The organism is Streptomyces sp. NPDC052012, assembly GCF_040689265.1.
Taxonomy (GTDB): Bacteria; Actinomycetota; Actinomycetes; order Streptomycetales; family Streptomycetaceae; genus Streptomyces.
Genome location: NZ_JBFAXA010000007.1, coordinates 98,519 through 111,256, shown reverse-complemented (window position 1 = coordinate 111,256; position 12,738 = coordinate 98,519). Strand labels below are relative to the sequence as shown.

The 12,738-nt window shown below is 73.4% G+C and carries 11 protein-coding genes; 9 read left to right on the top strand and 2 right to left on the bottom strand.

From position 1 onward, the window contains the following. Positions 1 to 99: 99 nt before the first annotated feature. Complete coding sequence (locus AB0412_RS15275) at positions 100 to 882, top strand: TrmH family RNA methyltransferase (RefSeq protein WP_366403040.1); 783 nt, start codon at positions 100 to 102, stop codon at positions 880 to 882. A gap of 17 nt (positions 883 to 899) precedes the next feature. On the opposite strand, the gene paaN is transcribed toward AB0412_RS15275, so the two are convergent. Continuing rightward, positions 900 to 2,591, bottom strand: coding sequence for a phenylacetic acid degradation protein PaaN (gene paaN, locus AB0412_RS15270; protein WP_366403039.1), 1,692 nt, complete (start codon positions 2,589 to 2,591; stop codon positions 900 to 902). A gap of 159 nt (positions 2,592 to 2,750) precedes the next feature. Here paaN and AB0412_RS15265 point away from each other — a divergent pair, with 159 nt between their 5' ends. Both AB0412_RS15265 and AB0412_RS15260 read left to right on the top strand, forming a co-directional pair. Next, positions 2,751 to 4,265: a 3-hydroxyacyl-CoA dehydrogenase gene (locus AB0412_RS15265; RefSeq protein WP_366403038.1), complete on the top strand. Its 1,515-nt coding sequence runs from the start codon at positions 2,751 to 2,753 to the stop codon at positions 4,263 to 4,265. After that, a complete protein-coding gene (locus tag AB0412_RS15260) occupies positions 4,262 to 4,852 on the top strand; it encodes a TetR/AcrR family transcriptional regulator (protein WP_366403037.1) in 591 nt (196 codons plus the stop codon). The genes AB0412_RS15265 and AB0412_RS15260 overlap by 4 nt, the downstream gene beginning before the upstream one ends. A 120-nt stretch (positions 4,853 to 4,972) precedes the next feature. Here the strand turns inward: AB0412_RS15260 and AB0412_RS15255 are convergent, their stop codons facing one another. Beyond that, complete coding sequence (locus AB0412_RS15255) at positions 4,973 to 5,458, bottom strand: Lrp/AsnC family transcriptional regulator (RefSeq protein ID WP_366403036.1); 486 nt, start codon at positions 5,456 to 5,458, stop codon at positions 4,973 to 4,975. 190 nt (positions 5,459 to 5,648) lie between these two features. Here AB0412_RS15255 and pdhA point away from each other — a divergent pair, with 190 nt between their 5' ends. The 6 genes from pdhA (at position 5,649) to AB0412_RS15225 (ending at position 12,726) form a co-directional block, all read left to right on the top strand. Beyond that, on the top strand, positions 5,649 to 6,791 hold the full coding sequence (gene pdhA / locus AB0412_RS15250) for a pyruvate dehydrogenase (acetyl-transferring) E1 component subunit alpha (protein ID WP_366403035.1): 1,143 nt from the start codon (positions 5,649 to 5,651) through the stop codon (positions 6,789 to 6,791). Further along, positions 6,788 to 7,792, top strand: coding sequence for an alpha-ketoacid dehydrogenase subunit beta (locus AB0412_RS15245; RefSeq protein ID WP_260829270.1), 1,005 nt, complete (start codon positions 6,788 to 6,790; stop codon positions 7,790 to 7,792). The genes pdhA and AB0412_RS15245 overlap by 4 nt, the downstream gene beginning before the upstream one ends. Beyond that, the gene (locus AB0412_RS15240) at positions 7,792 to 9,228 is read left to right on the top strand and encodes a dihydrolipoamide acetyltransferase family protein (RefSeq protein WP_366403034.1); all 1,437 of its coding nucleotides are present in this window, start codon (positions 7,792 to 7,794) and stop codon (positions 9,226 to 9,228) included. Before AB0412_RS15245 ends, AB0412_RS15240 begins: the two co-directional genes overlap by 1 nt. 71 nt (positions 9,229 to 9,299) lie before the next feature. Further along, positions 9,300 to 10,232 carry an NTP transferase domain-containing protein gene (locus AB0412_RS15235; RefSeq protein WP_366403033.1) on the top strand — a complete coding sequence of 311 codons (933 nt, stop codon included), beginning with the start codon at positions 9,300 to 9,302 and terminating at the stop codon, positions 10,230 to 10,232. Continuing rightward, positions 10,229 to 11,632, top strand: a complete 1,404-nt coding sequence (locus AB0412_RS15230) for a molybdopterin molybdotransferase MoeA (protein WP_366403032.1) — start codon at positions 10,229 to 10,231, stop codon at positions 11,630 to 11,632. The genes AB0412_RS15235 and AB0412_RS15230 overlap by 4 nt, the downstream gene beginning before the upstream one ends. After that, positions 11,629 to 12,726 (top strand): potassium channel family protein, encoded by a 1,098-nt coding sequence (locus tag AB0412_RS15225; RefSeq protein ID WP_366403031.1) that lies wholly within the window; start codon positions 11,629 to 11,631, stop codon positions 12,724 to 12,726. Before AB0412_RS15230 ends, AB0412_RS15225 begins: the two co-directional genes overlap by 4 nt. The last annotated feature ends 12 nt before the right edge of the window (positions 12,727 to 12,738 follow it).

Sequence of the window (12,738 nt, the reverse complement as noted above, 5' to 3'; positions counted from 1 at the left end):
CTCAGGCCCCAGCCCCCTCCGCGCAAGCCCAGCCCTCCGCCACCGAGGCCGTCCCCGGACCGCGAGGAGCCCCGCGCCCGCGCACGTAGGCTTCTGGGCATGACCGACTTCCAGGGCGAGGCCCCGACCGCCGCGGCCGGCCTCGTGTCCGCCTGGCGCCGCCTGGCCGGCGACAGCGTCCTGCTCGACGGCTTCCACGCCCTCAAGCACGGCCTGCGCTTCGGGGCCGAGGTCCCGGTCGCGGTCACCGCGGACAGGGCCGGCGCCCTCGCCCTCGCCGACGAACTGGCCCCGGACGTCCATGAGGCGCTGGGCGCGCTGCTGACCGAGGTGCCGTACGAGACGTACGCCTCGCTGGTCCCGCGTCCGCATCCCACCGCCGTGGCCGCCCTGGCCGTGCGCCCCTCCCGCGCGGACAGCCTCGCGCGGCTGACGCACACCCAGCGCACCGCCCCCGTCGTGGTCCTCGACCACCCGCGCAACCTGGGCAACGCCGGGGCCGTGATCCGCCTGGCCGCCGGTTTCGGCGCCACCGGTGTCGTCACCACCGGCACGCTCGACCCCTGGCACCCCACGGTCGTCCGCGGCGGGGCCGGGCTGCACTTCGCGACCGCCGTGGAACGGCTGACGGCCGACGAGCTGCCCGAGGGCCCGCTGTTCGCGCTCGATCCGGAGGGCGAGGACATCCGCGCGCTGAAGCTGCCGGACGACGCACTGCTCGCCTTCGGCTCCGAGCGCAGCGGACTGTCACCCGAGCTGCGCGCGCGTGCCGACCATCTGGTGGCCCTGCCGATGCGCCCCCAGGTCTCCAGCTACAACCTCGCGACCAGTGTGGCCATGACGCTGTACCACTGGAGCGCCACCGGGGGCGCACCCGCCTGAGCGCGTGCCCGCGGGGCCTACGCCTCCCGGCGCACCTCGACCACCCGGAAGCGGTTGGCCACGAACGCGCCGTCGCACAGGGCCGCGTTGGCCGCCGGGTTGCCGCCGGAGCCGTGGAAGTCGGAGAAGGCGGCCGTCTGGTTGACGTACACCCCGCCGGTGAGGTTGAGGGAGAGCTGGGCGGCCTCCTCCAGGCACACCTCGCGCACGGCGTCCTCGACCTCCGGGGAAGTCGTGTACGCGCCGACGGTCATCGCGCCCTTCTCGCGGATGGTGCGCCGCAGCAGCTCCAGGGCGTCACCGGACGAGTCGACGGCGACGGCGAAGGAGACCGGGCCGAAGCACTCGCTCATGTACGCGGCCTCGGCGTCGGGCTTGGAGCCGTCCAGCTTGACGATCACCGGGGTGCGCACCACGGCGCCCGGGAACTCGGGGTTGGCGATCTCGCGGGAGGCGAGGGCGACCTCGCCGAGTCCGGCGGCGGCCTCCAGGCGGGCCTTGACGTCCGGGTTGACGATCGCGCCGAGCAGGGCGTTCGCGCGCGCGTCGTCGCCGAGCAGACCGTCGACCGCCTTCGCCAGATCGGCGACGACCTCGTCGAAGGACTTCGGCCCCTGGTCGGTGGTGATGCCCTCGCGCGGGATCAGCAGGTTCTGCGGGGTGGTGCACATCTGGCCGCTGTACAGCGACAGGGAGAACGCCAGGTTGGACAGCATCCCCTTGTAGTCGCCGGTCGACTCCACGAGCACCGTGTTGACGCCGGCCTTCTCGGTGTACACCTGCGCCTGGCGGGCGTTGGCCTCCAGCCAGTCGCCGAACTCGGTGGAGCCGGTGTAGTCGATGATCCGGATCTCCGGGCGGGTGGCCAGGTCCTTGGCGATGCCCTCGCCGGGACGCTCGGCGGCCAGCGCGACCAGGTTGGGGTCGAAGCCGGCCTCGGTGAGCACCTCGCGCGCCACCTGCACGGTCAGGGCGAGCGGCAGCACCGCGCGGGGGTGCGGCTTGACCAGGACCGCGTTGCCGGTGGCGAGGGAGGCGAACAGGCCCGGGTAGCCGTTCCACGTCGGGAAGGTGTTGCAGCCGATGACCAGGCCGATGCCGCGCGGGACCGGCGTGAACTGCTTGGTCAGCGCGAGCGGGTCGCGCTTGCCCTGCGGCTTGGTCCACTCCGCGGTGTCCGGGGTGCGGACCTGCTCCACGTACGCGTACGCCACCGCCTCCAGGCCGCGGTCCTGCGCGTGCGGGCCGCCCGCCTGGAACGCCATCATGAACGCCTGGCCGGACGTGTGCATGACGGCGTGGGCGAACTCGTGGGTCCGGTCGCTGATGCGCTTGAGGATCTCCAGGCACACCACCGCGCGCGCCTCCGCGCCCGCGTCCCGCCAGGCCCGCATCCCGGCCTTCATGGCGGGCAGCAGCACGTCGAGGTCCGCGTGCGGATAGCTCACGCCCAGCTCGATGCCGTAGGGGGAGACCTCGCCGTCCACCCAGCCGTCCGTGCCGGGCTGGCCGAGGTCGAGGCGGGTGCCGAGCAGGGCGTCGAAGGCGGCCTTGCCCGCGGCCAGGTCCAGGCTGCCGTTCTCCCCGTAGGCCTTGGGGTGCTCGGGGTGGGGGGACCAGTACGCGCGGGTGCGGATCGCTTCGAGCGCCTGGTCCAGGGTGGGCCGGTGCCGGGCGATCAGCTCGTGCGCGGTGAGTTCGGCGGCCATACGGGACCAACTCCTCGTCTTCAGAACTCTTCGTCGAGTTCCTGACCTGGCAGAAAGGTGGGCAGGAATGGGCGGTCAGAGCTAGAGTAACCGAACGATCGGTCGGGACAAGGGGGTCCGCCGCATCTGTGGAAAACCCCGTGCGGGAGGATCGCGCACATGACAGCACTCGACCTCAGCAGCCCTGTGGCCGTCGTCGGCACCGGCACCATGGGCCAGGGAATCGCCCAGGTCGCGCTGGTCGCGGGCCATGTGGTGCGGCTCTACGACGCCGCCCCCGGCCGCGCCCGGGAAGCGGCCGACGCGATCGGCGCCAGGCTCGACCGGCTCGTGGAGAAGGACCGGCTCACCCCCGCCGACCGGGACGCCGCCCGCGCCCGCCTGCTGCCCGCCGCCGAGCTCGCCGAGCTCGCCGACTGCACCCTGGTCGTCGAGGCGGTCCTGGAGCGGCTCGACGTCAAACAGGAGCTGTTCCGCGCGCTGGAGGACGTCGTCGACGACGACTGCCTGCTCGCCACCAACACCTCCTCCCTGTCCGTCACCGCCATCGGCGGCGCCTTGCGCGTCCCCGGTCGCTTCGTCGGCCTGCACTTCTTCAACCCGGCGCCGCTGCTGCCGCTGGTCGAGGTCGTCTCCGGGTTCGCCACCGACGTCACGTACGCCACGCGCGCGTACGAGACCGCCCGCGCCTGGGGCAAGACCCCGGTCGCCTGCGCCGACACCCCCGGTTTCATCGTCAACCGCATCGCCCGGCCCTTCTACGCCGAGGCCTTCGCGGTGTACGAGTCCCAGGGCGCCGACCCGGCCACCGTCGACGCGGTGCTGCGCGAGTCCGGCGGCTTCCGCATGGGCGCCTTCGAACTGACCGACCTGATCGGGCAGGACGTCAACGAGTCCGTCACGCACTCGGTGTGGCAGTCCTTCTTCCAGGACGTGCGCTTCATCCCCTCGCTCGCCCAGCGCCGCCTGGTCGAGTCCGGGCGGCTCGGCCGCAAGAGCGGCCAGGGCTGGTACGACTACCGGGACGGCGCCGAGCGTCCCGAGCCGCACACCGCGGAACAGGCGCCGCCGCCCGCGTACGTGGTCGCCGAGGGCGATCTGGGGCCCGCCTCGGAGCTGCTCGCGCTGATCCGCGAGGCGGGCATCGAGGTGCGCGAGGAGGACGAGGACAACGGCACGCGTCTGGTGCTGCCCGGCGGCGGCCAGCTGGCCCTGGCCGACGGCCAGACCTCGGTGGAGTTCCGCGACGTCGTCTACTTCGACCTCGCCCTCGACTACCGCACGGCCGGCCGCATCGCCCTGTCGCACGCCCAGGACACCTCCGCCCGGACCGTCGCCGAGGCCACCGGGCTGTTCCAGGCGCTCGGCAAGAAGGTCAGCGTCATCGGGGACGTGCCCGGCATGATCGTCGCCCGCACGGTGGCGCGGATCATCGACCTGGCGTACGACGCCGTCGCCAAGGGGGTGGCCACCGAGGAGGACATCGACACCGCGATGCGCCTCGGCGTCAACTACCCTCTGGGTCCCTTCGAGTGGGACCGCAGGCTCGGCCGCACCTGGGCCTGCTCCCTCCTGGACGACCTGCATCAGCGCGACCCGTCCGGCCGCTACGCGCCGTCCCTGGCGCTCTACCGGCACGCGTACGCCACCGAGAAGCGGGAGGGCACCCCATGACTACCGCCAAGCGCGACACGTACACCCCGGAGACGCTGCTCACCGTCGCCGTCCAGGTGTTCAACGAGCGCGGCTACGACGGCACCTCCATGGAGCACCTCTCCAAGGCGGCCGGCATCTCCAAGTCGTCGATATACCACCACGTGGCGGGCAAGGAGGAACTGCTGCGCCGTGCGGTGAGCCGGGCGCTGGACGGGCTGTTCGAGATCCTCGACGAGGAGCACGCGCGCGTGGGGCGTCCCGCCGAGCGGCTGGAGTACGTCGTGCGGCGCATGGTCGAGGTGCTGATCGCCGAACTGCCGTATGTGACGCTGCTGCTGAGGGTGCGGGGCAACACGGACACCGAGCGGTGGGCGCTGGAGCGGCGGCGCGAGTTCGACCACCGCGTGGCCGAGCTGCTGAAGGACGCGGCGGCCGACGGGGACGTGCGCGGCGACATCGACGCGGGCCTGGTGACCCGGCTGGTCTTCGGGATGATCAACTCGATCGTCGAGTGGTACCGGCCCGACGGCCGCGGCATGAGCGAGCAGGACGTGGCCGAGGCGGTCGCCCAGCTCGCCTTCGGGGGGCTCCGCAGAGCCGGCTGAGAGGCTCCACGGGGCATGGCAGGCCGCCCAAGGGCGGGCCGCGGGGCCAAGGGCGGGCCGCGGGGCCAGGGGCGGGCCACAGGGCCGGGGCCCGGTCGGCGGCCCCCGCCCCCGCTCATCTCACCCCTGCGGCTCCAGGTCCTCCTCCTCGAACACCAGCAGGGTGCGGGTGCTGAGCACCTCGGGGATCGCCTGGAGCCGGGTGAGCACCAGCTCGCGCAGCGCGCGGTTGTCGGGCGTGTGCACCAGCAGCAGGACGTCGAAGTCGCCGCCCACCAGAGCGATGTGGGACGCGCCCGGAAGCTGTCTGAGCTGCTCGCGGACCGTGCGCCAGGAGTTCTGGACGATCTTCAGGGTGATGTAGGCGGACGTGCCGTGTCCGGCCCGCTCGTGGTCCACCCGGGCGCCGAAGCCGCGGATGACGCCGTCCTCGACGAGCCGGTTGATCCGCGCGTAGGCGTTCGCCCGCGAGACGTGGACGCGTTCGGCGACCGACCGTATCGACGCACGGCCGTCCGCCTGGAGCATGCGCAGGATGTCCTGATCGATCGCGTCGAGCGGGCGCGGCGGCGGAAGCGGTCCGGTTCCCTCCGGTCCCTCGGCCATTTGTTCAGATCCCACCCGCCCCCGCCTCTCTCCGATGGACGTCCTGCATTCATCTCAGGCTGTGGAGAACCGTTTGTCCACAGCCTGGCGCCACCCGTAGCCAAAATGTGCCGACGACCGAACAATCGGTTGGTGAGGCGCGTCACAGACGCCGCGCCTTGCTGAGTCGCTCCCACGAGGAGGTGCCGTCATGACGGTCATGGAGCAGCGGGGGGCCTACCGGCCGACCCCGCCGCCCGCCTGGCAGCCCCGTACCGACCCCGCGCCGCTGCTGCCCGACGCGGAGCCGTACCGGGTGCTCGGCACCGAGGCGGCCGCCAAGGCCGACCCGGAGCTGCTGCGCCGGCTGTACGCGGAGCTGGTGAAGGGCCGCCGCTACAACGCGCAGGCCACCGCCCTCACCAAGCAGGGCCGTCTCGCGGTGTACCCCTCCAGCACCGGCCAGGAGGCCTGCGAGGTCGCCGCCGCGCTCGTCCTTCAGGAGCGCGACTGGCTGTTCCCGAGCTACCGCGACACCCTCGCCGTCGTCGCCCGCGGTGTGGACCCCGTCGAGGCCCTCACCCTGCTGCGCGGCGACTGGCACACCGGCTACGACCCCTACGTGCACCGGGTGGCCCCGCTGAGCACCCCGCTCGCCACCCAGCTGCCCCACGCGGTGGGCCTCGCGCACGCCGCCCGCCTCAAGGGCGACGACGTGGTGGCGCTCGCCATGGTCGGCGACGGCGGCACCAGCGAGGGCGACTTCCACGAGGCGCTGAACTTCGCCGCCGTCTGGCAGGCCCCGGTCGTCTTCCTGGTCCAGAACAACGGCTTCGCCATCTCCGTGCCGCTCGCCAAGCAGACCGCCGCCCCCTCCCTGGCCCACAAGGCCGTCGGCTACGGCATGCCGGGCCGACTGGTCGACGGCAACGACGCCGCCGCCGTGCACGAGGTGCTCAGCGACGCCGTACGGCACGCCCGCGCGGGCGGCGGCCCCACCCTGGTCGAGGCGATCACGTACCGCGTGGAGGCGCACACCAACGCCGACGACGCGACCCGCTACCGGGGCGACGCCGAGGTCGAGACGTGGAAGCAGCACGACCCCATCGAGCTGCTCGAACACGAGCTGACCGCACGCGGCCTGCTCGACGAGGACGGCATCGCCGCCGCCCGCCGGGACGCCGAGACCATGGCCGCCTCCCTGCGCGAGCACATGAACCAGGACCCCGCGCTCGACCCGATGGATCTCTTCGCCCACGTCTACGCCGAGCCCACCCCGCAGCTGCGGGAGCAGCAGGCGCAGCTCAGGGCAGAGCTCCGGGCCGAGGCGGAGTCGGAAGGGACGCAGCGATGACCACCGTCGCCGTCAAGCCGGCCACCATGGCGCAGGCCCTCACGCGCGCCCTGCGCGACGCCATGGCCGCCGACCCGTCGGTGCACGTCATGGGCGAGGACGTCGGCACCCTCGGCGGCGTCTTCCGGATCACCGACGGACTCGCCAAGGAGTTCGGCGAGGACCGCTGCACGGACACCCCGCTGGCCGAGGCGGGCATCCTCGGCACCGCCGTCGGCATGGCGATGTACGGTCTGCGGCCGGTCGTGGAGATGCAGTTCGACGCCTTCGCCTACCCGGCGTTCGAGCAGCTCGTCAGCCATGTCGCCCGCATGCGCAACCGCACGCGCGGGAAGATGCCGCTGCCCCTGACCATCCGCGTCCCCTACGGCGGCGGCATCGGCGGCGTGGAGCACCACAGCGACTCCTCCGAGGCGTACTACATGGCCACGCCCGGCCTCCATGTCGTCACGCCCGCGACCGTCCCCGACGCCTACGGGCTGCTGCGCGCCGCCATCGCCTCCGACGACCCGGTGGTCTTCCTCGAACCGAAGCGCCTGTACTGGTCGAAGGACTCCTGGAACCCGGAGGAGCCGGCGCCCGTTGAACCGATAGGCCGCGCGGTGGTGCGGCGCTCGGGGCGGAGCGCCACGCTCATCACGTACGGGCCGTCCGTACCCGTCTGCATGGAGGCGGCCGAGGCGGCCCGGGCCGAGGGCTGGGACCTCGAAGTCGTCGATCTGCGCTCCCTGGTGCCGTTCGACGACGAGACGGTGTGCGCCTCGGTGCGGCGGACGGGACGCGCGGTCGTCGTCCACGAGTCGGGTGGCTTCGGCGGCCCGGGCGGGGAGATCGCCGCGCGGGTCACGGAGCGCTGCTTCCACCACCTGGAGGCGCCGGTGCTCCGCGTGGCCGGTTTCGACATCCCGTATCCGCCGCCGATGCTGGAGCGCCACCACCTGCCCGGAGTGGACCGGATCCTGGACGCCGTGGGGCGTCTGCAATGGGAGGCCGAGAGCTGATGGCACAGGTGCTGGAGTTCAAGCTCCCCGACCTCGGTGAGGGGCTCACCGAGGCGGAGATCGTGCGCTGGCTGGTCGAGGTCGGCGACGTCGTCGCGGTCGACCAGCCCGTCGTCGAGGTCGAGACGGCCAAGGCGATGGTCGAGGTGCCCTGCCCCTACGGCGGCGTCGTCACCGCCCGCTACGGCGAGGAGGGCACCGAACTGCCCGTCGGTGCCCCGCTGCTGACGGTCGCGGTGGGCGAGCCGGCCGACGGCCGCCCGGACGGGCGGGCGAGCTCTCCGGATGCGGCGACCGAGGGCGCCCGCACGGAAGGGGCCCGGTCGGACGGCGCCCGCGCGGAAGGCGCGCGTGAGGGCTCCCGCACGGAGGGCTCAGGCAACGTCCTGGTCGGCTACGGCACCTCCGAGGCACCGGCCCGCCGCCGCAGGGTGCGCCCGGACCGGCCCGCGCCCGCCGCCCCCGCGAGGGACGCACAGCCCGCCACCAACGGAACCGCTCCCGGCGGCCCCGCCTCCGCGCGGGAGGCCGTGGACGGCCCCGTCCCGGTGATCTCCCCCCTGGTGCGCAGGCTGGCCCGGCAGAACGGCCTGGACCTGCGCGAGATGACCGGCTCCGGACCCGACGGGCTGATCATGCGCGCGGACGTGGAGTACGCGCTGCGCGCCGCCGCCGCACAGGGCACCGCGGCGCAGGAGCGGCCCGCCCCCGTGGCGCAGCCGTCGGCCCCCGCCGTCGCCACGCCGGGCGTCACCCGCGTCCCCCTCAAGGGCATCCGCGGTACCGTCGCCGACAAGCTCTCCCGCAGCCGCACCGAGATACCGGACGCGACCTGCTGGGTGGACGCCGACGCGACGGAGCTGATGCGGACCCGCGCCGCGATGAACGCCGCCGGCGGCCCGAAGATCTCCGTGCTGGCCCTGCTGGCCAGGATCTGCACCGCTGCCCTGGCCCGCTTCCCCGAGCTCAACTCCTCGGTGGACACGGAGGCCAGGGAGGTCGTCCAGTACCAGGACGTGCACCTCGGCTTCGCCGCGCAGACCGACCGGGGTCTGGTCGTCCCCGTCGTCCGGGACGCCCACGCGCGGGACGCGGAGTCACTCACCGCCGAGTTCGCCCGGCTGACCGAGGCGGCCCGCGCCGGGACGCTGACGCCGGCGGAACTCACCGGCGGCACCTTCACGTTGAACAACTACGGCGTCTTCGGCGTCGACGGCTCCACGCCGATCATCAACCACCCCGAGGCCGCGATGCTCGGTGTCGGCCGCATCGTCCCCAAGCCATGGGTGCACGAGGGCGAGCTGGCCGTGCGTCAGGTCGTGCAGCTCTCGCTCACCTTCGACCACCGGGTGTGCGACGGCGGCACGGCGGGCGGTTTCCTGCGGTACGTGGCCGACTGCGTAGAGCAACCGGCGGTGCTGCTGCGCACGCTGTGACGGCCGGTTCCACCTGATCGCGTCCCCGCCCCCGCGTTCCCTGTGATCGCGGGGGCACGCATACTCGGGGTGTGAGCGCGTACGAGCATCCCGGCGATCCAGGCGGAGCCCCCGCCTACGACGCCGTCGTGCTCGCCGGGGGTGCCGCCCGCCGGCTCGGCGGCGTGGACAAGCCCGGTGTGCGCGTCGGCGGCCGGACGCTGCTCGACCGGGTGCTGGCCGCCTGTACCGGCGCCCGGACCACCGTGGTCGTGGCCGAGCCCCGGCCCACCGCACGGCCCGTCGTCTGGGCCCGCGAGGAACCGCCGGGCGGCGGACCGCTCGCCGCGCTGGCGGCCGGACTGCGGCACACCACGGCGGACCGCGCGCTGCTGCTCTCCGCCGACCTGCCGTTCCTCGACACCCGCACCGTCCAAGGGCTGTTGGCCGCGCTGCGCGACACCGGCGCCGACGGCGTCCAGCTCACCGACGCCGGTGGCCGGGACCAGCCGCTCGTGGCCGCCTACCGGACGTCGGCCCTGCGCCGGGAACTGGCCGCGCTCGGCGCCCGGCACGGCGCCCTGACCGGGCTGCCCCTGCGCCGGCTGACCGCAGGGCTCGCTCTCACCCGACTCTCCGACCCGGTGGCGTCCTTCGACTGCGACACCTGGGACGACATCGCCACCGCCAGGGCACGCATCAGGGAGCATGGGCACGTGTTGGAAGAATGGATTTCCGCAGTCAAGGACGAGCTGGGCATCGACCTGGACGTCGACACCGGTGCGCTGCTCGACCTCGCCCGCGACGCCGCTCACGGTGTCGCCAGGCCGGCGGCACCGCTGACCACCTTCCTGGTCGGCTACGCCGCGGCGCAGGCAGGCGGTGACCGCGAGGCCGTCGCCGAGGCCGCCCGCAAGGCCGCTGCCCTCGCCCGCCGCTGGGCCGACGAGGACACGGCGGACGGCACCCCGTCCGGGGACCTCGCCCCGGACGCCACCCCCGACACCCGCCCGGACGCAGGATGAACAGGCATGCCACCCGGGCCGACGAGGACGCCGATGACCTCGACGTCGAGGAGGCGCTCGCCCTCGTGAACGACAACCCCGGTCGCCCCTCCGGCCACCCCACGGCCGTCCCACAGCCCCCGGGCACCTCGCCGAGGGCCCCCGAGCGCCACGGCGACGACCGCCACCACCGCGCCATCGGATGGGCCGACGCCCGGACCGTCGCCGAACAGGCCCCACGCCACGGCACCGGCGGCCGCGCCGGCCACCGCACCCCCGTCCAGGTGCCCCTCAGTGACACCCTGGGCCTCACCCTGGCCGCCCCCCTCACCGCCCTGACCGACCTGCCCTCCTTCGACACCTCGGCGATGGACGGCTGGGCCGTCTCCGGCCCCGGCCCCTGGGACGTACGGGAGAAGGGCGTCCTCGCCGGGCACACCGCGCACGCCCCCCTCACCGACGGCGAGGCCGTCCGCATCGCTACCGGCGCGCGCATCCCGCCGGACACCACTGCCGTCCTGCGCAGCGAGCACGGCCACATCGACGACAAGGGACGCCTGCACGTCGCCGCGGCCCACGCGCAGAACACCGTCTCGCATGGCCAGGACATCCGTCCCCGGGGCCAGGAATGCCGCAACGGCGACCACCTGCTGCCCGCCGGCACCGTGGTGACCCCCGCGGTGCTCGGCCTCGCCGCGGCGGCCGGCTACGACACGCTCACCGCCGTCCCCCGGCCCCGCGCCGATGTCTTCGTGCTCGGCGACGAACTGCTCACCGAGGGCCTGCCGCACGACGGGCTGATCCGGGACGCGCTCGGCCCGATGCTGCCGTCCTGGCTGCGCGCCCTGGGCGCGGAGGTCACCGCCGTCCGCCGGATCCGCGACGACGCCGACGCCCTGTACGAGGCGATCACGGCATCCGAGGCCGAGGTCGTCGTCACCACCGGCGGCACCGCCTCCGGCCCCGTCGACCACGTCCACCCCACCCTGCGCCGCATCGGCGCCGAGCTCCTGGTGGACGGCGTGAAGGTGCGCCCCGGCCATCCCATGCTCCTCGCCCGTACCGGGGAGGACCAGCACCTGGTCGGGCTGCCCGGCAATCCCCTCGCCGCCGTCTCCGGGCTGCTCACCCTCGCCGAGCCGCTGCTGCGCACCCTGGCGGCACGCCCCGCCCCCGAGCCTTACATGCTGCCGCTGCGGGACGGCGTGCAGGGACACCCGTACGACACGCGGCTGATCCCCGTGGCGCTGCGCGGCGACCGGGCACTGCCGCTGCTGTACAACGGTCCGGCGATGCTGCGGGGCATCGCGGCGGCGGACGCGCTGGCGGTCGTACCACCGGGCGGCGCACGGCCCGGTCAGGAGGCGGAACTGCTCGACCTGCCTTGGGCGTCAGGGGGAATCGGGGTGTGTTTCACGTGAAACTTCCGGGCCAGGACGTCATCGCTCGCCAGGCCGACGAACATCTGGTGACCCATCGGGTGAAGCTCCCGAGGAAGATGGTGGAGCATCCGATCCGCCAGGTCACCAAGCGGCTGTCCATGGCGCTGGGGGTCCTCGTGGTGACCGCCTTCATCGTGTACGCCGACCGCGGCGGCTACAACGACAACGCCGGCGGGGGACTCGATCTCCTCGACTCCTTCTACTACGCGACCGTCACCCTCTCCACCACCGGGTACGGCGACATCACACCGGTCAGCGACTCCGCCCGCCTCACCAACATCTTCGTCGTCACGCCGCTGCGCGTGCTGTTCCTGATCATCCTGGTCGGCACCACCCTCGAGGCCCTCACCGAACGCACCCGGGAGGAGTGGCGACTGAACCGCTGGAGGTCCACGTTGCGCGATCACACTGTCGTCGTCGGATTCGGCACCAAGGGCAGGTCCGCGATCAAGACCGTCTGCGCGACGGGGCTCCGCAAGGAGCAGGTCGTGGTGGTCGACCCCAGCGGCAAGGCGATCGACGCCGCCACGGCCGACGGCTTCGCGGGCGTCATAGGGGATGCGACCCGCAGCGAGGTGCTCAAGCGTGCCGAGGTGCACCGGGCGAGGCAGATCATCATCGCCACCCAGCGTGACGACACAGCGGTGCTGGTGACACTGACGGCTCGCCAGCTCAACCGCGGCGCGAAGATCGTGGCCGCTGTGCGGGAGGAGGAGAACGCTCCGCTGCTGAAGCAGTCGGGCGCCGACGCGGTCATCACCAGCGCGAGCGCGGCCGGCCGGCTGCTGGGCCTGTCCGTGCTCAGCCCCGCGGCCGGCATGGTGATGGAGGACCTCATCCAGCAGGGCTCGGGACTCGACATCGTCGAACGCCCCGCCATAAAAGCCGAGGTGGGCAAGACGCCGCGTGAGCTCAGCGACCTGGTGGTGAGCGTGGTGCGCGGCCACCGGGTGCTCGGCTACGACGACCCCGACGTGGGGACGGTCCAGCTGACCGACCGGCTCATCACGATCGTGCGGGCGACGCCGGGCACGCAGGTCGCGCCCGACATCCGCCCGCTCCCCCGGAGCTGACCCGGCCCCGCA